The following is a 20,222-nucleotide window of genomic DNA, read 5'->3' on the forward strand; positions in this document are numbered from 1 at the left end:
TAAATGCAACGTATATTGATGAGAAGCCCAGTAGCAGTAGCAACCTTTTGGATTGGGATCTATTTGGTCGTGACTCTTTTACCGCTGCTCGTTCTTTTGTTGTATCCACCACCAGCAGGAAGAGCTTTTTGGACAGAATTTTCGGTGGCTCTTGGTTTTATTGGTCTAGCTATGCTCGCCCTTCAGTTTGCCCTGACAGCAAGGTTTAATCGTATCGAAGCCTCCTACGGCATAGACATTATCCTTCAGTTTCATCGATATATTTCTATTGTTGCCTTCAGCTTTATTATTATTCATCCCTTGATTTTGTTCGCAACCGAACCTCAAACCCTGCAACTGCTAAATTTCTTAGAAGCTCCTTGGAGAGCCAGATTTGCGATCTTGGCAACTTTGGCACTGGTATTAATCGTTGTCACGTCTATCTGGCGCAAACCTCTAAAGATTCCCTATGAACCTTGGCGAACTACTCATGGTATCTTAGCCGTGTGTGCTGTTGCTTTTGGACTAGCACACGCTTTAGGAGTAGGCTACTACTTGGGATTGTTCTGGAAAAGCGTTCTCTGGAGTGCGATCGCTCTTTTTGCTTTATGGTTGCTTATTTACGTTCGCCTCATCAAGCCAGGGCTAATGATGCGAAAAACTTATTTGGTAGAGGAAGTGATTCCTCAACGAGGGAACGTCTGGACCTTAGCCCTGCGACCCCAAGGACATAAAGGGATGAAGTTTCAACCAGGTCAATTTGCCTGGATTACTATCGGTATTTCTCCTTGGCGAATGCGAGAACATCCTTTTTCTATGTCCTCTAGTGGCGAGCATCCAGAACTCTGGGAGTTTAGCATTAAAGCTCTGGGAGATTTTACCAATAAGATTAAAGATGTCAAACCAGGTACAAAAGCCTACCTCGACGGACCTTACGGCGTATTCACAATAGACCGACATTGGGATTCAGGTGGATTTGTTTTCATCGCTGGCGGGATCGGGATTACGCCGATGATGAGTATGCTGGTAACCGCTGCCGAACGCAATGACGATCGCCCTTTTTTATTAATTTACGCCAATAAAACTTGGGAAGATATCACTTTTCGGGAGGAACTGAATGCACTTAAGGAAAAACTAGACCTTACTGTGATTCACGTTCTTAGAGAACCGCCAGAAAATTGGTCGGGGGAAACAGGCTACGTAGACAAAAAATTGCTCAAACGCTATGTCCCCACTCATCCAGGGAGTCGTCAATACTTTATCTGTGCTGCTCCAGTGATGATGGAACAAGTAGAAGCGGCTTTGCACGAACTTAACGTACCTTTCGCCCACGTCCACATGGAATACTTTAACCTGGTTTGAAGATTAGAGTTTTAGCCAATTACTTTAAATTACTCGTACTATGCGTTATAGCATTATGCTTCAAATTGTCGGTATTATTACTCTGATTCTTGTCGGTTCGGGTGCTTTATTTGCCTGGCTGCAAAGTCGTCCTACTCCAACGCCAACAGAAGGACAGGTTAACTCTCTTCTAAAATTATGAGTAATTCATATACATTACAAGTCAAAGCATATTTATTAAACTCAAACCATAGCCAATAAGAATATTTTGCAGTTGCCAATATCGACAAGAACACCCTAATGTCACGATCGAGCTTTACAATAGTCACCTAGAAAAACTGCAAGACTGGCTGGATCGAGGTAAGATCGATCTCGCTATTACTTCTTTAAAGCAGAGTGAAGATCCCAAAACTTTTCAGGAACTATTTCGGCAAAGATTGCTACTTGCCGTTCCTCTAAACCATCCTTTTACTCAGTGCAGCAGGATAAATCTAGCCGATCTCGATCACATTGTAGGACTCAAATGGCGACCTCAGCAAGAATCTAGAGTTGTCGACCGATTCTGTATATTTGCTACAAGCCATAATTGGCACGTTTAGAACCCCAGGAATATTAATTGGATTGGCAAATGATGTTAGAAACAAACTTAGTCTGGGGAATACTTTTTATAATAAACTTCTTGCCCAAATTATTAATGACTACCTTAAGAATGGGAAAAGGGTAAAGGGCAAAGGGAAGAGTATTCTCTTTTTTATTGATGCAAGAGGTCTAATCGACTGGATTTTGGTAACCTGTGGTACAAAAAAAATTTTACATCAAAACCTCTCTGGCAATTGGTTTGGGATTGCTTAGCTCGACAATGGTTTCGGGCTGTAATAATTCAGTTGCGACTAAAAATTTAGATCGCTTCAATACTAAGGTTGATAATTCTCAGCTTTTGTCTTCATTAAATACTGAATCATCCAAGCAAACTTTAGAGAATTCTCGCACCAGTTTTTTATTAGCATCTAATTTAATTGCTCAAGAGCAGGGAGAACCAGCACTAGAAGAGTTAGGGGGTTTAGAAGAAAGATATCCCCTACTAGCTCCTTACGTTTTACTCAAACAAGGGAAGGCTCATCAGTTAGCTGAAAACCATAAGCAAGCAGAAGCTAGCTGGCAACAACTGTTAGACAAATATCCAGACTCTGCCGCTGCTGCTGAGGCTTTGTATTTTCTGGGCAAGTCCAATCCTACCTATTGGCAACAGGCAATAAAACAATTTCCCGCCCATCCGCGCACCCATCAAATAGCCCGCCAATTACTGCAGCAAAATCCCGATCGACCTCAGCTGATGTTATTGTTAGCCAAATATACTCCCGATGATGAGGGAGTAGATAAAATGCGCGATCGCCTGATGAGTGAATATGCCAGTCAACTCTCTCCCCAAGATTGGCAAGCGATCGCTGATGGTTACTGGTTGAAGTGGGATTATGGTAAAGCCGGACGAGCTTATGCACAATCGCCTCCTACTGCCCGCAATCTCTATCGCGCTGCTAGAGGACATCATCTCGGTGACGATGAAACTACAGCACGACAGCTCTATCTACAACTTATTCGACAGTTTCCTAACGCCGAAGATACTGGCTTGGGTTTGCGTCGCCTAGCTTCTATTGTCGATAAACAACAGGCAATCGCTTATTTAGAAATGGCGATCGCTAATTTTCCTCAACAAGCACCTGAAGCTTTACTGGAAAAAGCCGAAATTCTCGACTCGTTAAATAGCTCGGTTTCCGCCACTCAAACTCGCGAAATTCTTTTCAGTCGATATAGCAACTCTGAAACTGCTGCAGAATATCGTTGGGAGCTTGCCAGTAAAAAAGTTGAAGCCGAAGATTTATCTGCGGCTTGGCAATGGGCACAACAGATAGCTGTTAACAATCCCGAAAGTCCCCTCGCCCCTAAAGCTACCTTTTGGATTGGTAAATGGGCGCAGCAGTTAGGAAAAACCGAAGAAGCTACTACTGCTTTTAAAGCTGTTTTAGCTAACTTTCCTCGTTCCTATTATGCCTGGAGAGCGGCTGTAGCGTTGAACTGGGATGTAGGAAATTTTACTACCGTGCGCCACAAGTTACCCGAAGTCGTTAAAAGTAGCGATCGCGCTCCCCTACCAGCAGGTTCTGAAATTGTCAGGGAACTAGATCGACTGGGATTAACATCCGAAGCCTGGGCGCAATTTCAAATCGAAATAGGGGATAGAGAAGAATTAACGATCGCTGAAGAATTTACTAGCGGTTTATTAAAACTTTCCCAAGGCAAAAACTTGCGGGGAATCAATCAAATCTGGTTTTTGGAAGAACGCGATTCACCTTTAGAAAAGCAACAGTGGCAGGCATTGCGTCAGAAACCAGAATACCGGCAGGGATTATATCCATTTCCCTTTAAAGAACCTATTGTGAGATGGTCTCAGTATCGCCAGCTCAATCCGTTGTTAGTAACCGCCTTAATTCGCCAAGAATCCCGTTTCGAACCCGAAATTCGTTCCTGGGCTGGAGCTACGGGTTTGATGCAGGTAATGCCCGCTACGGGTGAAAATGTCGCTCAAAACATCGGCTTGTCTGACTATTCTCTAACCAATCCCGAAGACAATATCAACATCGGTACTTACTATCTCGACTTCACCCATCAAAAATATCAGAATAACTCGATGCTAGCCGTCGCCAGTTATAATGCGGGACCAAACACAGTAGCTAAATGGGTATCGCGCTACGGTTTAGAGGATGCCGATAAATTTGTCGAACGCATTCCCTACCCAGAAACCAAAGGTTATGTTGAGTCCGTATTTGAAAATTATTGGAACTACTTGCTAATTTACAATCCAGAAGTAAAAGAATTATTCCAACAGCTCGGTTGATAAGCAAAATTTTAATGTCACTATATAGCACTTCATAATATCTCGCGCAGAGATGCAAAAAAGTTAAACTCGATCTAGTTTATTTTTATAGAGAATTGATATGACCAAGTTACCTAAACGCACCAATTATCAAAGGTTTGGCACAAATGCTGCCGACTTACTCAGTTCGGTTTTTACTGAATTTTGTAATGTTATTCCTGTTCCTCAAGATAGAGATCTTGGTATTGATTTTATCTGTGAGATTATGGATGGAGAACACCCAACTGGAAAGTTATTTAATATTCAATGCAAAGGCAAAGAAAAAGCAATAGTTAGAGATAATTCAATTACTGTTCCTATTGCAGTAACTACTCTTAATTATTGGTTACTCCAGCCAAATCCAACTTTCTTGATTGTTGTCGATCGCCAAAACAGTATTTTCTATTGGTCTTTCCCGCAAGATTTTCTTGGTTCGCTAAATAAAAAATGGCAAGAGCAAAAAACAGTTTCGCTTCAAGTTTATATCTAAAATTATTTTGGACGAAATATAAATACTTTGCCTGCCAAACTAGTTTCAATAGTTAACTCACAGGCTTCTGCTACTCCTAAAAATGGTAATTATCTTGAAACTTTAACGCTTTCAGGTGCTATAAACAAAGCCTATGATTCTGGACTAAATATACTGAGCGCACCTTTCCATCGTCCTTTTCAATATATTGGAATGTCTATCGCAGAAGCCGCAAAAGCAGTCGGCAAAAAACCTAATAGCGTGGGCAACATTACTATCGACTCTGAGCAATCTCACATGTTATTAGAAGCAGAAGGAAACTTTATTACCTATGTAGATATTGAATTAAATAAGACTGCACCTTGGAGTCCAAGCCGTCCATTCGATTCTGAAGCAATCTTAGGAGTGCTCAGTATTAATCCATCCGAATTAGAGCTAGCCCACAAACAAACGCACTTTCATACTTACTACGATCATAAACGAAAGTTAAAGATCGGAGTATCTTGCCAGTATGAAGGAGCACCACTATCAGTAGGATTTAGTACCAAGTACTATAAGGAGTGAAATGCACACTACGGTTAAGTTAATAGTTAAGATACTCACTAATTTAAATTTATTTGTCTTGTTTGTTCAAACTAATGCCAACTATCTCTAATTCATAAATCGTTTACATACTCTTTTTAATCTTCCAACTCTTCATAAATTTCTTCTACAGAGCGATCGCTATAAATATCCTGTAAACTTTGGTGTTTTTCCCGGCGGGAAAGACGACGATACTTTTTAGTTTCCAATCTTGGTTCGTACTGCTGTTTGCCTCCTCGCTTGACTTTCAATTTTAAATTCAATTCACTATCGGAAATCTGCTGACGAGCTTCTTCTTTGGCGATCGCAATTTCTAAAAAGTTCAGGTAATGTTCGTATCTTTCCCAATCTCCTCGAACTACACAGTTGGGTTCATCGCGATGTAGGCAGTTGCTAAACTGACAGTTTCCCTCTTTCAACCTCGCTCTAGCTTCGGGAAAATACCAGGCTAAATCGGCAGGAGCGCAGTCTAAATCTGGCTGATTGAATCCCGGACTGTCTGCCAGCAACCCCCCTTCGGGAAGCTCGAATAACTCTACGTGGCGTGTAGTGTGGCGACCTCTTTGTAGCTTGCCCGATACTTCACCGACTCTCAAGTTAATTGATGGGATTAAAGTCTCGATCGCGCTAGATTTTCCTACTCCACTCGGTCCGGCTACTACGGTAATTCGATCTTGTAAGCGATCTAATAAATTGGCAGTACCTAAGTTTTGAGTAACACTAATAAATAGCGGTCGATAGCCCCAACCATTTAAACGCTGCTGCCACCAAACTTGCTCTGTCTCGTCAACAAGATCGCACTTATTGAGAGCTAAAATTAACTCGATGTTAGTCGATTCTGCCTTAACTAAGAAACGACTCAACTGCAAAGGATCGAGGGTCGGCTCTTTGAGTGCAAACATCAATAACAGACAGTCGGCATTGGCAACGGGGGGACGCTGTAATTCAGTTTTGCGAGGCAGCACTCGAGAAATCGCGCCTCGATAGTCTTGCCAATCTGGTTCTTCTACTATAACGTGATCGCCGACCATTACTTTCTGACCGATTTTTTTCAGGCGACTGCGACGAGTACAAAGTAAATATTGCCGAGGAGATATTTGGCTACTGGGAGACTCTAATTGCACTCGATAAAAATTAGCCTGTACAGCTACTACAGTTCCCCATAAATCGCAAGCGTCCTCTGGTTTTAACTCGACACTACTCACAAAGCTTCAGGACGACGGACTAACAAAGAAAAGAACTGTTGACGCTGTTCGATTTTTTCTAACTGATAGCCTTCCATCGTCAAACTGTCGGGAACTTGTTCGATCGGTTCTCCAGAATCGAGCCAGACTTCTAATAAAGAGCCTGGGGACATTTGTTCTAAGCGCAATTTGGTACGAACGAAATTAATCGGACAGGGAGTACCCCGCAAATCGAGGCGCTCGTCTGGTTGACTGGAGGATGAATCATTAACCATACTGAAAAATTTGCCGTCTGTGTCGCTCATTTATGGAACAATCCTCCCAAGAATCCCTCATTGCCGCTTTTATCCAGCTTTTCGCCTTTAATTTTAGCTAGTTCTGTCAGTAACTCTCGTTCTTTGTGACTGACTCGCGTAGGAATTTTCACCTTAACCGTAATCAAGTGATCGCCTCTGCTGACTGGATTGCCCAGTTTTGGCACTCCTTTGTTTTCTAAAGTTAATACCGTGTCAGGCTGAGTCCCTGAAGGTATGGCAAGCTCCTCTTTTCCGTCTACAGTATTTATTTCTATATGACAGCCTAAAATTGCCTGCAAATAACTTATAGTAATTTCCGAGCGAATATTAATTCCATCCCTGACAAATTCGCTGTCGGGCTCGATAAATAAATATACATACAAATCGCCAGGAGTACCGCTACGAGTTCCTGCATCTCCTTCCCTAGAAACTCTCAGTCGCGTACCGTTATCCACTCCAGGTGGAATGGTAATTTTAAGTTTTTTAGTTTTCTGCTGGCGACCAGCACCATTACAAGCATCGCATTTCTCTGCGATTACTTCTCCCGTACCATTACAGGTAGGACAAACAGAAACCTGAGCGAAGCTACCAAAAGGAGTGCGAGTAGCTCGACGTACCTGTCCCGCGCCATTACAAGTACTACAGGTATTGACCTTAGTTCCAGGTTTAGCCCCCGTACCGTCACACACCTGACAGGTTTCTAAATGGGGAATGCGAATTTGCTTTTCGCCACCAAATACCGCCTCCCGAAATTCCAATTTTAAATCTAATCGGAGATCGTCGCCTCTAGTCGGACCGCTACGACGGCGGGACTGAGTTCCTGCGGTTCCCACACCGCCGCCAAAGCCGCTAAAAATAGTTTCAAATATATCGGCGAACCCACCCATGTCGCCATACTCAAAGCCCGAAGCTCCGGCACCAGAGGAGACACCAGCTTCACCAAAGCGATCGTATCGCGCACGGGTTTCGGGTTCGGATAGGACTTCATAGGCGCGATTAATTTCTTTAAATTTTTCTTCTGCTCCCGATTCTTTATTGACATCTGGATGGTATTTTCGAGCCAGACGACGATATGCGCGTTTTAGCTCTTCCTTGTCTGCATCGCGGGATACGCCCAGGATTTGATAGTAGTCCCCTGCCATAAACTCTTAATATTTTATATAGTTTGTTAATCGTACTTTGTACTTTAGCAAAATCAGAACCAGAAAACCTAGTTCGGTTACTACGAAGAATTGAAGGATTAATCGAGAGCTTCATAGTCTTCGAATACGGTTTCGCCACTTACAGTACCGCTACTGTCTATATCTAGTTCGCCCTCTTTAGGCACGCTGACTAGTGCTTTGATATCGTCTTTTTCTAACATATCGATCTCGGCATTGGCACTAAAAATATTATTCTCTGGCTCGGAGCTAGTATTTTGATAGAGATCCGTACCTATTTCTAATAAAGTTTGGCGGATCTGCTCTAAGATTTTTTCCAGTTCGGCAATATTAACATCAAACTTTTTGACGGCAATTTGAAATTCTGACTTCAGCCTAGCCATTTTAGCTTTAAGATCGTCGCGAATTAAATTTTGTTGTTCGTTAAAGGTAGATTCGTAATCATAAATCAAATTATCCGCTTGATTTTGTAATCGAATGATTTCTATACGCCGACGATCCTGTTCGGCATACATTTCTGCTTCTTGGCGCATTTTCTCGATTTCTATCGAATTCAAACCCCCCGTATTGCTGATAGTAATTTTTTGTTGTTTGCCCGTGCCTTTATCTTGAGCGGAAACTTGTAAAATACCGTTGACATCAATTTCAAAGGCTACCTCAATTTGTGGTACACCTTTAGGAGCGACGGGAATACCAGTTAACAAAAACTTACCCAAGCTTTTATTATCTTTTGCCATCGCCCTTTCCCCTTGTAGGACATGAATTTCTACAGTTGTCTGACTATCGGTTGCCGTAGAAAAAATTTGAGACTTAGTAGTAGGTACTGTGGTGTTGCGTTCGATAATTTTGGTAAAAACTTCTCCTAATGTCTCGATGCCCAAAGACAACGGCGTAATATCAAGCAGTAAAACATCTTCAACTTCACCTGCTAATACCCCTCCTTGAATCGCTGCTCCTAGTGCGACAGCCTCATCGGGATTGACAGAGCGATCGATCTGTATCGATTGAAAAATAGTTTGAATTGCTTGTTGAACGGCAGGAATGCGAGTAGAGCCGCCTACTAAAATAATGCGATCGATATCATCGGGGGTTAGCTCTGAATCTTTGAGTGCCAATTTAACCGGTTCTAGAGTGTTTTGAACTAGAGGCTTCGATAGTTCTTCAAATTTTGCTCTAGTTAACTCCATTTCCAAGTGTTTCGGTCCAGTTTCGTCTGCAGTTATAAATGGTAAATTAATTGTGGTAATAGGAGCTGTAGAAAGTTCTATTTTGGCTTTTTCAGCAGCTTCACGCAATCTTTGCAAAGCCATTTTGTCAGTTCTCAGGTCAATTTTTTCTTGAGTGTAAAAAGCTTTAATCAGCCAGCGAACGATCGCATTATCAAAATCATCTCCACCTAAGTGATTGTTTCCCGAAGTGGCTTTAACCTCAAATACGCCATTTCCCAGTTGAAGAATGGAAACGTCGAAGGTTCCGCCACCAAGATCGAATACGAGAATATGCTCTTCTCGATGTTGTTTATCCAAACCATAAGCTAAGGCTGCTGCAGTAGGTTCGTTAATAATGCGTAAAACTTCCAAACCCGCAATAACTCCTGCATCTTTGGTAGCCTGTCTTTGAGCATCTGTAAAATAAGCAGGTACGGTAATGACAGCTTGGGTTACTGCTTCGCCTAAAAAGTTTTCTGCATCACTCTTAAGCTTTTGTAAAATTAAAGCCGAAATTTCTTGAGGGGTATATTGGCGATCCTTAATGCGAACATCTACCGTGTTATCTCGACCTGGAACGCATTCATAAGGAATTCGAGAACGTTCTTCTTTAGTGTCTTCCCAGCGGCGACCGATAAAACGTTTGATACTGTGAACGGTTTTGACAGCATTAGTTACAGATTGCCGTTTTGCCAATTGACCGACTAATCGAGTGTCGTTTTTACCAAAAGCAACCATGCTGGGAGTGGTGCGACTGCCTTCTGAGTTGGCGATCACAACTGGCTTGCCCCCTTCCAATACCGAGACACAGCTGTTAGTGGTTCCAAGGTCGATACCGATAACTTTTGCCATAATGTTTAGGCAGTAATGTTAATTCAATTGGACTTAAAACAGAGAAATTGAGGTAGAATTTCAGTCGACCACTTAAGAACGAACAGTGGCGACCGACAAAACAAATGATTGTAATTGCCACTGAATATGACAAGATAGACAGTTTAAGCCGCTGAATTACCTGACTGCTCTGATTCTTCTATGTTTTTCTCCTCCGAGGTTATCACGGGTTCTTTAGGAACAGCAACCTTAACCATCGCATGACGCAAAATTGTATCTCCCAAAACATAACCTCGCATCAATTGTTCTAGTACCGTACCTTCCGGATATTCGTCGGTGGCTTCGCGCAACATTGCTTCATGATATTGAGGATCGAATTGTTCACCTTCAGGACGCATTGCCGAGACTCCCATACGCTTGAGAGCATCTACCAAGGTTTTGTATACTCCCTGATAGCTAGCATGAATGGCATTTTCTCCTTCATTGGCGGGTTTTAGCTGAGTCCTGGCACGCTCAAAATTGTCGATTACAGGTAGCAGTTCGACAATAATATTTTTCTTAATTTGTTGCTCGAAGTTTTCTTTTTCATTGCTAGTTCTACGGCGAAAATTTTCAAAGTCCGCAGCTAGTCTAGTAGATTGCGCTTTAAGGTTATTAAGTTGTTGAAATTGTTGGTTAAATTGCTCGGTTTTTTCATCTAAAAGCCGTTTGAGATTAGCGTTTTCGGCTTGAAATGCAGCAATTATCTGTTCGTTTTCTGCTGACGAATCTTCACTATCGTTTTGGCTTTCTGCTTCGGGAGCTACAGATTGAGATTGCTCTTCTTCCTCTGAGGTGTTTTGTTCTTCTAACACTACATCCGTATTTGTTGACTGTGCTGGGGACTCATCGGTATTAGGTGAGTTATTGTCTAACTCTGTCAGTGGAGTATCGGAAATATTATTAGTTTCTGGTTGTTTTTGCTCGTCAATCATAGGATATTCATCTTTCGATACATAACGTTGGAATATGGCACTAGTACTTAAACAAACTAGTTTGTTTTGTCGAGTTCTTGAATAACTTAGTACCACTAGATCGTTTTGTTTAACTTAAGTTTACTGCTTATCAAATGTAACATCTCATGGGTTTAAGTGACTTGAAGTTGTCGAGTAAGTTTTAATCGTTAGAACTTTTATTCAGATTTACGCCTTGTAACATAACCCACTTTAAAAAAAATTTACCGAGCTTTTGGTCGGACTATATTTCTATTCCAGAATATCGCTCTCAGTCGATCGCTACAGATGTTTATCTCAATCTATTGAAAATTTTAGGTAAGGGTTGGGGAATACTGATCGATATCAGGAAATACTGTAATTATTTATGACTTATTCTGCTTCTAAATCTACCAATTCCAAACGAACGCGGGCACTAGCACTGCGTAATTCTTGTTCTCCTTTTGGTAATAAGCTAGTAGAACGAGGCTTGATCGATCGCGAACAGATGCAGAAGGCTCTGATAGAGAGTCGTAAGTCGAATCGCCCTTTGGTGGATATCGTCGAATCCGTTACGGGCAAGCAGCTACACCCAGATTTATTAGTTCAGTATAAAAAACATCACTTATTCGAACTCAAAGTCCTCTATGGTGTAGAGTCTTTAGACCCAGAAATCGAGACGGATAACGTTAATACTCCTCAAATAGCAGAATTAATCGAGTCTTTGATTCCTGTAGACTTGTGCCGTCGCTATCGTCTGATTCCACTCGAACGACGAGAAGGCGAGCCGCCAGTATTAATCGTGGCAATGGTCGCTCCCGAAAATTTAGAAGCTCAGGACGATCTCAATCGAATTTTGCGTCCTAAAGGGATCGAAGTTCAACGCAGGGTAATTGCTTTATCGGATTATCAACAGCTAATCGATCGCTTTCTCGACAAACAGGTAAAAAAAGAAACTGTCAGAAAACAAGAAGTTAACGTCGATGTTTCTCTCGATCTAGATAATTTAGATTTTAAACTTGAAGAAGCCGACGAAGAAGTAGCCGATGACTTGGGTGCGGTTGATGAAGCCAGAGCAGCACCGATTATTACTCTAGTTAATAAAATTCTCGCCAAAGCCCTACAGGATGGTATTTCTGATATTCATATCGAGCCTCAAGAAGAGTTTCTCAGAGTGCGCTTTCGTAAAGACGGTGTCTTGCATCAACCATTCGACCCCATGCCCAAGAAAATCGTTCCTGCGGTGGTAGCTCGTTTCAAAATTATGGCAGATTTAGATATTGCCGAAAAACGACTGCCCCAAGATGGTAAGATTCGACGGATGTTTCAGGGACGGAAAGTTGACTTTCGGGTTAATACCCTACCCAGTCGTTACGGAGAGAAAGTAGTACTGCGGATTTTAGATAATTCGGCGACGCAGTTAGGCTTGGACAAATTAATTACTCACCAACCAACCTTAGAATTAGTGCGGGATATGGCAAGCCGTCCTTTTGGCTTGATTTTGGTTACTGGTCCTACTGGTTCTGGTAAATCTACTACTCTCTATTCGGTACTGGCTGAAAGAAATAATCCCGGCATTAATATTAGTACTGCTGAAGACCCAATTGAGTATTCTCTAGACGGAATTACTCAGGTACAAGTAATTCGGGAAAAGGGAATGAACTTTGCCTCGATACTACGGGCTTTCTTGCGGCAAGATCCCGATGTAATTCTGGTGGGTGAGACTAGAGACTCGGAAACGGCTAAAACTGCAATTGAAGCTGCTTTAACAGGTCACTTGGTTTTGACAACCCTGCACACTAATGACGCAGCTGGAGCGATCGCCCGTCTCGATGAAATGGGAGTAGAGCCATTTATGATTTCGGGAGCTTTGGTAGGGGTGTTAGCTCAAAGATTGATGCGTCGGGTTTGTGGAGAATGTCGTATTGCCTATAATCCTAGCCATGAAGAGTTGTCTCGCTTTGGTTTGTCTGCGGCGAAGGAAAAAGAAATTACTTTTTATAAAGCCAATACTCTAGAAGGGGAACAGTTACAGGCAGCCAAAGAAAACGGCAGCGTCTGCGGCAAATGTAAGGGGGTAGGTTACAAAGGACGGGTCGGTGTTTATGAAGTAATGCGTAATTCCGAAAGAATTCAAACCTTGGTTAATGAAGGAGCTAATACCGATCGGATCAAAGAAACTGCCGTAGAAGAAGGCATGATTACGATCTTGGCATATAGTTTGGATTTGGTTAAAGAAGGCTATACGACTTTGGAAGAAGTAGAGCGAGTTACCTTTACCGATTCAGGTTTAGAGGCCGAACTCAAAGCCAAGCGTAAGAGTGGTTTGGTTTGTCGTACCTGTAGTGCAGAGTTGCAGTCTGAATGGTTGGATTGTCCTTATTGTATGACACCGCGTTTTAGTAACGATTAAACCCTTTTTCAGCTAACTAATATATATTTGTTTGTTTATTTTTTTCTAACAAATTTCTCAATCAGGAAAAAATTATGGATTTAATGATCGAAGATTTTATGGAACAACTGGTAGAAATGGGTGGCTCGGATATGCATATTCAAGCCAGCGCGCCAGTTTATTTTCGTATTAGTGGTAAATTAACGCCCATTAGTGACGAACTAAGTCCGCAAGAATGCCAAAAGCTAATTTTTAGTATGCTCAACAATAATCAGCGCAAAGAATTAGAGCAAAACTGGGAGTTAGACTGTTCTTACGGAGTTAAGGGATTAGCGCGGTTTCGAGTCAATGTTTATAAAGAACGGGGTTGCTATGCAGCTTGTTTGCGGGCTTTATCCTCTAAAATCCCTAATTTCGACCAATTGGGACTGCCGGATGTAGTACGTCAGATGACCCATAGACCGCGAGGTTTAGTTTTGGTAACGGGACCTACAGGTTCGGGTAAAACTACTACCTTAGCGGCAATGTTAGATTTAATCAATCGCACGCGAGCCGAGCATATTCTCACGGTCGAAGATCCGATTGAATATGTCTTTCCCAATATTAAAAGCCTATTTCATCAGCGACAAAAAAACGAAGATACTAAAAGTTTTGCCAATGCACTCAAAGCAGCTTTGAGGGAAGACCCCGACATTATTCTTGTAGGAGAAATGCGGGATATGGAAACCATTTCCCTAGCAATTTCGGCGGCAGAAACCGGTCACTTAGTTTTTGGAACGCTACACACAAATTCTGCGGCGGGAACGGTAGATAGGATGATCGACGTGTTTCCTTCAGGACAACAAGCACAAATTAGAGCCATGCTATCTAACTCTCTAATTGCCGTATTCAGCCAAACTTTGGTGAAAAAGAAAAATCCCAAACCAGGAGAATTTGGCAGAGCGATGGCACAAGAGATTATGGTGGTAACTCCGGCGATCGCTAATTTGATTCGTGAAGGGAAAGCCTCTCAAGTGTATTCGGCAATTCAAACTGGAGCCAAAATGGATATGCAAACCATGGAGCAAGCTCTAGCTAATTTGGTTAAATCGGGCACGATCGCTCTAGAGGAAGCTCTAGCTAAGAGTAGTAAACCCGACGAACTACAGCGTTTAGTAGCAGGGAGTATGGGAATGATTAGTAATAAGACTAATGCTTCAACTAAAAGACGTTAATTAAGATTTTTCCTATTTTATGCTTGCAATCTATTTTACAACTTATTGAATTATGCCTATTTATTTAGCCAAAGTTAAAGACCATTCGGGAAAAATTCTCTCCGAAAAAGTCGAAGCCGCATCTCCCGAACAGGCTCGCAGTATTTTACAAAATCGCTATGTGGCAATCGGCAAAATTAATAAATCTGCTTTCGATTTCGATCTATCTCAGTTGGAGATGGCTCTGGCAAAAGTTACGGTTAAAGACAAAGCAGTATTTTCTCGTCAATTTTCCGTGATGGTGAATGCTGGAGTTGCCATTATTCGAGCCTTGGGCATTCTCTCGGATCAAGCTCCCAATATCAAACTAAAAAAAGCTTTACTAGCGATCAGTGCAGAAGTGCAGCAAGGTACCAGTCTTTCTGACTCGATGAGCAAACATCCCGAATGTTTTGACGATCTCTATGTCTACATGGTGGAGGCAGGAGAAGCTGGTGGGGTACTAGATGAAGTGCTGATGCGTCTGTCTAAATTACTAGAGGACATGGCGAAATTACAAAACCAGATCAAATCGGCAATGGCTTATCCAGTTACGGTAGGCATTTTTGCCGTCTTAGCTTTCTTGGGCATGACGATCTTTTTAATTCCCGTTTTTGCAGGTATCTTCGATCAGTTAGGTGCCGAACTACCGGCTTTGACAAAATTTATGCTGCTTGTTAGTGCGACGCTGCGCAGTTGGAAAGCAATTATCCCCGTAGCAGTTTTTATAGTAGGAGGATTTTTATTTCGCAGTTATTATAAAACTCCAACGGGACGGTTACAAATTGACGCTCTAGCCTTAAAAATGCCTTTATTTGGCGATCTCAATCAAAAAATAGCCGTAGCTCGTTTTTGCCGTGTTTTCGGTACTCTCACTCGTTCTGGGGTACCTGTACTCAACTGTTTTGACATTGTTTGTAATACTATTGGCAATCAAATAATTGTCAATGCCGTACAGTCGGCGAAAAAAGATATTCAACAGGGAGGAATGATTTCTCTAGCGATTCAAAAAGAAAATGTTTTCCCGCCGTTGGCAATTCAAATGATCAGTATCGGCGAAGAAACTGGAGAACTAGACGGAATGATGGAAAAAGTCGCCGATTTCTATGAAGATGAGGTGGAACAGGCAGTTAAAGCTCTAACTAGTATGATCGAGCCTTTAATGATGGTAGGCATAGCACTTATGGTGGGTACAATTCTACTGTCAATGTATCTGCCGATGTTCTCGATCTTCGATCAGTTAGGTTAATTGGTAATATTGTTGCGATGACTGTCAAAAAAGCTGATTATGAAACTTTACTAGCTGAGTATAGTAGTGCACGAGGAGCGAGCGCTCTACTAGAGCAGTATCGCCCCTATCAGGAAATCTTACCGACTATCCGCCGACCAGAGGAAAGTTTAATTACAATTCCTTTTCCTATAGTTCGCCTGCGTCGCCACGATCTACAGCAAGACCCTTTAAAGCCTGTAATTGTAACTGAAGCAACCAGATTGTCCTGCGATTTGGGATTGCTAACATACGATCCCGAATGGCAAATTAAGCTCGATACAGAAATACTAGTTTTTATTCATCGTCCGGAAGAAGACTTTTCAGACTTAATCGAGCGTTGGCGACAAACTCAAGTGTATTTAGATCGCGACTAATGAATGGCTGATGCCTCCTGGAAAACGACCAGCGATCGCATAAAAAAGGGATTAACTGGTGCTAGTTTACCTTTTATTATTCGGTTCTCAAATTCACTAGCCGCTTGGGAAGCAAGTGAAGTTACGTGGGATCTCGAGCGACATCGTTCATAATCGAGCCAAATGGTGTTATTAGCTTCTACCTCTAGTTACTTTAGGTAATGCAGTTACTAAGGATAATCTAGACTAAAACGAGCGCACAGTTATCTCGATCTAGCTAGTGTTGCGATCGCAACAATCTAGTCATAGTAGACGATGAAATTGGGGATCTTTTTGTAATGATTTAACTATTTGTTTGATTTCTTGAGTACGGTTTTTATTGACCACCAGAGTAACATCCCCATCTCGTACGATCGTGATATTTTCTAATCCAATGGTGACGATTACTTCTCTATGATTACTAGTATAAATAATTGCATCTTTGGTATCTATACTGATATGAGTAGCTAATTCTACATTTTCTTTATCGCCTTTTAGCAAACGTTCTACTCCATTCCAGTCACCTAAATCGTCCCAGCCAAAATTAGCAGGTAAAACGTAAGCGAGCTGAGTTTTTTCCATTAAAGCATAGTCAATACTTTCTTTTTCTAATTGAAAATAAGCCTCTTTACCATTTTTCATTAATAGCTCGACTGTTTTTGGAGTGTAAACTTTCAATTCATTTAGAACTACTCCCGCTCTAAAAACAAACATTCCACTGTTCCAGCTATACTTCCCGGTGTCGATAAAAGCCTGCGCAGTTTCTCGGTCGGGTTTTTCGGTAAAGCGATTTACTTTGTAGACGGGTAAGTTGTTAAACTTACTGATTTCTTCTCCCTGTTCGATATAACCATATCCAGTAGAGGGTCGGTCGGGTTTAATTCCCAAAGTAACGATTGCCGCTTCGCTCTGAGCTTGTTTTACTGCTGCTTCTAAAGTTTTTCTGTACGCCTGCTTGTCTCCAATCCAATGATCGGCAGGAAAAAAACCCACGATAGCATCTTCTCCGTGCTGTTCGGCAACTTCTAAAGTCGCCCAAGTTACTGCAGGAGCTGTATCTTTGCCTTCTGGTTCTACCAAAATATTAGATACTGGTAAGTCGGGTAGTTGTGCTCTCACGCCATCTGCAATAATTGCTGAGGTAATAACCCAGAGATTAGACCAATCTCCTGCTAAATTTAACAAACGCTCTGCTGTGGCTTGTAGCAAACTGCGAGCGCTACCATCGAGACATAATAACTGCTTGGGTTTATGACGACGGCTGACTGGCCAAAAACGCTCTCCTTTGCCACCTGCCAAAATAATAGGTATTAGTTTTATATCCATTAGTTTTTCTTTTTTGGTGCAGATCGTGATTATTTTCTTTCGTAATTTCGGTTTGTTAGTAATCGTTCAGATGACCGAGGAAATCTGGTTAACTATGATAGTATATGTTACAACCTTAAATTGTTAGTTGCTTCCCAACCATTCTAAGATCGAAAAACTTACATGACTTAGTGGTATTTACTAGTTTTTTTAGTAAAGATATACAAGAAATTCGAGAATTTTTTAGACAAAAAAAGTCTTATTTTAAAGATTTTCGAGATAAAAATTTCTTAACCGTGGCTAAAGTTTTACCAAATACTTTGCTACTCTATATAGCAAGCTCCAACTTGAATCCGCTCGAGTTTATCTGGTTTAAATAATTGTAGCGATCGCTGTGCTGTTATTCTATTTTAAGTGTCTTCGATAAATTAAGGCTTATTAATGATATTTTCAGGCTCTAACTCCGATTGAGCCAGACGACTTGCGGCAATAGATTTAGCCTCAACAAAAATATTTTTGATTTCTGGATGCTTAGTGGTAATTTGCTTTTCCAGCCTTTCTACGACTACTGCCAACTGTTCGGTAGAAAGTTTTTTAGAAAATTGAATGTCTAGATTGAGTAAAATCTCCTCAGGTCCAAAATGCAGAGTTAACACTTTGAGCACTTTTCGCACTGCAGGATCGGCTTGAGTCAAACTGCGAATATCCGCCACGGTTTTAGCATCAGCACCCTCTCCGATTAATAATCCCTTACTTTCATAGGCGAGTAAAATTGCCATTCCCGCTAAAATGATTCCGATAGCGATCGAGGCAACACCATCTAGATAAACATTATTTAACAAGTGTCCCGATAAGACTCCTAAAAAAGCTACAAATAAACCGATCAAAGCTGCGGAATCTTCAAACAAAACTGTAAATATAGTTGGGTCTTTACTAGCACGAATTGCCGTCCACAAGTCCTCGTCTCCTTTACTTGCTAAAAATGCCTGGAAAGCCACGTTCCAAGAATACCCCTCGAAAATTACTGCAAAACCCAAAACTACATAGTTCCACAATGGATTTGTCAGAGGCTCGGGTTCGAGGAGATGATTGACTCCTTCATAAATTGACATTCCTCCACCGATGGCAAAGATAAATAAAGCCACGATTAGAGTCCAGAAATATAGTTCCTGTCCGTAGCCAAAAGGATGAGTGTCATCGGCGGGTTGCTTACTTAGACGCAAACCTAATAGCAGCAGTAGCTCGTTTCCAGTATCCACTATTGAATGGATACCTTCAGAAAGCATTGCCGAACTGCCGGTAATAGCTGCAGCAATAAATTTGATAATGGCAATGCCAAAATTAGCAGTTATTGCTGCGTAAATAGTTTTTTTAGCGGAAGTAGATGACATGTATCTATCATATATATCGTTATCGTATGTTTACCAAAGATTGGTTGCCGTTGCTCTCGCACTGGGTGCAGAATAATTTCTAGCTTTCACTCTACCAAGTGTAAAATGTGACCGTCTAAATCGGCGATCGCTAATCCTCGGGTAAAACCTAATTCATTGCTGGGAAGTTCCACTATACCAGAAGAAATAAAGCGAACTTTTTGGTTTTTCAGTTCTGCACTCATTCTTTCTAAATCTTCGACTTCCATAGTAGTGTGATAGTGCCAGAGATCGTTAGCGTGACTGTCATCGGGCATCGGTCTACCATTAGCTGGAGAGATATATTCTAACAATTCAAATCCATGACCGTTACTAGCTTTGAGACTATTAATACTAATTTTGACTCCAAAAACCCCACTGAGATGTTCGTGTTCCGTACCGTAATTTTGTGCCTGCTGCATCAACTTTAAACCCAAGCGATCGCAGTAAAATTTTATACTGGCGGCTGCATCGGCGACGACGACTGCTGTATGGTCGATTCCCAAAAATAGTTGTCCCCGATCCGCCTGCTGCCATTTGTCCTCAATTTTATCTGGCGGAAACTGAATTAGTTCTAAGTTATGTCCGTCGGTATCTTGAAAGTAAAATGCTTTGACTCCACCCACATCGGGGTTCCAGTCTGGTAGCTTCTGGGGAGCAGTAGAAACGTGCTGAAATCTAAAGTTGCGTAAATGTTGATAGGCTCTATCCATATCGCTGACTACGATCGCAATATGTTGAAAAGAGCGATCGTTACTACGAAAATCTACTGGGATTGCTCTTCCTCTAGGAGTCAAATATTCAGTCAGAGAAATAACCTCATTACCCAATTGCATTCGTACTACACGTATCCTCAATCCAAATAGACCGAACAATCTTTCCCATTCCGTACCGCAAAGCTCGACATCAGATATTTTTTGAAAGGACAAAACTTGTGAATAAAAGGCGATCGATCGCTCCATTTCAGAAACGGTCATGTCAATGTATTTAATACTGGGCATTTTATCTAAAATTGAGTTAATAACATATTTTGTAGGCAAACATCATCAAATTAATAGTTTGAAACGTGTTGATACCTCTGGCTGGAGAAAGGTTTTAAAACAAATATTATTGGTTATCAATCGAGACTCAACAAAGCAAACAGCGGAAAAATGTTTTATGGTTCGGGCACAAGAGCGAGTTTATGAAGTGGCAATTTTAAATGAAATTTTGCTCAAACGCGATCGCATACATGTTTTTTTAAATGAATAAAAATAAGATTTAGTTCATAATTATTCGAACGTTATTAAT

18 protein-coding genes and 1 pseudogene are annotated in these 20,222 nt (G+C 41.5%); 11 read left to right on the forward strand and 8 right to left on the reverse strand.

The window, feature by feature from the left end; all coding sequences use genetic code 11:
* Nucleotides 1-3 precede the first annotated feature (3 nt).
* The 5 genes and pseudogenes from ACLFKQ_RS12425 (at nucleotide 4) to ACLFKQ_RS12445 (ending at nucleotide 5,264) form a co-directional block, all read left to right on the forward strand.
* Nucleotides 4-1,341 (forward strand): ferredoxin reductase family protein, encoded by a 1,338-nt coding sequence (locus ACLFKQ_RS12425; protein ID WP_449000118.1) that lies wholly within the window; start codon nucleotides 4-6, stop codon nucleotides 1,339-1,341.
* A 40-nt stretch (nucleotides 1,342-1,381) separates the two neighbouring features.
* A complete protein-coding gene (locus ACLFKQ_RS12430) occupies nucleotides 1,382-1,522 on the forward strand; it encodes a hypothetical protein (RefSeq protein ID WP_449000119.1) in 141 nt (46 codons plus the stop codon).
* 61 nt (nucleotides 1,523-1,583) lie between these two features.
* Nucleotides 1,584-1,919: a LysR substrate-binding domain-containing protein gene (locus ACLFKQ_RS12435; protein ID WP_449000349.1), complete on the forward strand. Its 336-nt coding sequence runs from the start codon at nucleotides 1,584-1,586 to the stop codon at nucleotides 1,917-1,919.
* A gap of 194 nt (nucleotides 1,920-2,113) precedes the next feature.
* Nucleotides 2,114-4,213, forward strand: coding sequence for a transglycosylase SLT domain-containing protein (locus tag ACLFKQ_RS12440; RefSeq protein WP_449000120.1), 2,100 nt, complete (start codon nucleotides 2,114-2,116; stop codon nucleotides 4,211-4,213).
* Nucleotides 4,214-4,313: 100 nt separating this feature from the next.
* Nucleotides 4,314-5,264 (forward strand): annotated as a pseudogene (locus ACLFKQ_RS12445) (DUF4365 domain-containing protein).
* Nucleotides 5,265-5,380: 116 nt separating this feature from the next.
* Here the strand turns inward: ACLFKQ_RS12445 and rsgA are convergent.
* From rsgA to grpE, 5 genes are all read right to left on the reverse strand, one after another.
* On the reverse strand, nucleotides 5,381-6,487 hold the full coding sequence (rsgA, locus tag ACLFKQ_RS12450) for a small ribosomal subunit biogenesis GTPase RsgA (protein WP_449000121.1): 1,107 nt from the start codon (nucleotides 6,485-6,487) through the stop codon (nucleotides 5,381-5,383).
* Nucleotides 6,484-6,741 carry a sulfurtransferase TusA family protein gene (locus ACLFKQ_RS12455; RefSeq protein ID WP_449000350.1) on the reverse strand — a complete coding sequence of 86 codons (258 nt, stop codon included), beginning with the start codon at nucleotides 6,739-6,741 and terminating at the stop codon, nucleotides 6,484-6,486. Before ACLFKQ_RS12455 ends, rsgA begins: the two co-directional genes overlap by 4 nt.
* A gap of 26 nt (nucleotides 6,742-6,767) precedes the next feature.
* Nucleotides 6,768-7,904 carry a molecular chaperone DnaJ gene (dnaJ, locus tag ACLFKQ_RS12460; RefSeq protein WP_449000122.1) on the reverse strand — a complete coding sequence of 379 codons (1,137 nt, stop codon included), beginning with the start codon at nucleotides 7,902-7,904 and terminating at the stop codon, nucleotides 6,768-6,770.
* 98 nt (nucleotides 7,905-8,002) lie between these two features.
* Nucleotides 8,003-9,982 carry a molecular chaperone DnaK gene (gene dnaK, locus ACLFKQ_RS12465; RefSeq protein ID WP_449000123.1) on the reverse strand — a complete coding sequence of 660 codons (1,980 nt, stop codon included), beginning with the start codon at nucleotides 9,980-9,982 and terminating at the stop codon, nucleotides 8,003-8,005.
* Between the two features lie 143 nt (nucleotides 9,983-10,125).
* Nucleotides 10,126-10,935, reverse strand: a complete 810-nt coding sequence (gene grpE, locus ACLFKQ_RS12470) for a nucleotide exchange factor GrpE (protein ID WP_449000124.1) — start codon at nucleotides 10,933-10,935, stop codon at nucleotides 10,126-10,128.
* Nucleotides 10,936-11,320: 385 nt separating this feature from the next.
* Between grpE and ACLFKQ_RS12475 the strand changes: the two genes are divergently transcribed.
* The 5 genes from ACLFKQ_RS12475 to ACLFKQ_RS12495 all read left to right on the forward strand — a co-directional run bounded on the left by ACLFKQ_RS12475 (nucleotide 11,321) and on the right by ACLFKQ_RS12495 (nucleotide 16,353).
* Nucleotides 11,321-13,345, forward strand: a complete 2,025-nt coding sequence (locus ACLFKQ_RS12475; RefSeq protein WP_449000125.1) for a GspE/PulE family protein — start codon at nucleotides 11,321-11,323, stop codon at nucleotides 13,343-13,345.
* Nucleotides 13,346-13,419: 74 nt separating this feature from the next.
* Entirely contained in the window at nucleotides 13,420-14,538 is a 1,119-nt protein-coding gene (locus ACLFKQ_RS12480) for a type IV pilus twitching motility protein PilT (protein ID WP_449000126.1), read from the forward strand.
* Nucleotides 14,539-14,590: 52 nt separating this feature from the next.
* A complete protein-coding gene (locus ACLFKQ_RS12485) occupies nucleotides 14,591-15,805 on the forward strand; it encodes a type II secretion system F family protein (protein WP_449000127.1) in 1,215 nt (404 codons plus the stop codon).
* A 17-nt stretch (nucleotides 15,806-15,822) separates the two neighbouring features.
* A complete protein-coding gene (locus ACLFKQ_RS12490) occupies nucleotides 15,823-16,200 on the forward strand; it encodes a hypothetical protein (protein WP_449000128.1) in 378 nt (125 codons plus the stop codon).
* Between the two features lie 3 nt (nucleotides 16,201-16,203).
* On the forward strand, nucleotides 16,204-16,353 hold the full coding sequence (locus ACLFKQ_RS12495; RefSeq protein WP_449000129.1) for a hypothetical protein: 150 nt from the start codon (nucleotides 16,204-16,206) through the stop codon (nucleotides 16,351-16,353).
* A 129-nt stretch (nucleotides 16,354-16,482) separates the two neighbouring features.
* Here ACLFKQ_RS12495 and ACLFKQ_RS12500 read toward each other — a convergent pair whose 3' ends face one another.
* The 3 genes from ACLFKQ_RS12500 to ACLFKQ_RS12510 form a co-directional block, all read right to left on the reverse strand.
* Nucleotides 16,483-17,544 carry a mannose-1-phosphate guanylyltransferase gene (locus ACLFKQ_RS12500; RefSeq protein WP_449000130.1) on the reverse strand — a complete coding sequence of 354 codons (1,062 nt, stop codon included), beginning with the start codon at nucleotides 17,542-17,544 and terminating at the stop codon, nucleotides 16,483-16,485.
* 407 nt (nucleotides 17,545-17,951) lie between these two features.
* On the reverse strand, nucleotides 17,952-18,914 hold the full coding sequence (locus ACLFKQ_RS12505) for a cation diffusion facilitator family transporter (RefSeq protein ID WP_449000131.1): 963 nt from the start codon (nucleotides 18,912-18,914) through the stop codon (nucleotides 17,952-17,954).
* An 86-nt stretch (nucleotides 18,915-19,000) separates the two neighbouring features.
* Complete coding sequence (locus ACLFKQ_RS12510) at nucleotides 19,001-19,909, reverse strand: VOC family protein (RefSeq protein WP_449000132.1); 909 nt, start codon at nucleotides 19,907-19,909, stop codon at nucleotides 19,001-19,003.
* Between ACLFKQ_RS12510 and ACLFKQ_RS12515 the strand changes: the two genes are divergently transcribed.
* A complete protein-coding gene (locus ACLFKQ_RS12515; RefSeq protein WP_449000133.1) occupies nucleotides 19,908-20,183 on the forward strand; it encodes a hypothetical protein in 276 nt (91 codons plus the stop codon). The genes ACLFKQ_RS12510 and ACLFKQ_RS12515 overlap by 2 nt on opposite strands.
* Nucleotides 20,184-20,222 lie beyond the last annotated feature (39 nt).

Source organism: Myxosarcina sp. GI1(2024), from assembly GCF_053543375.1.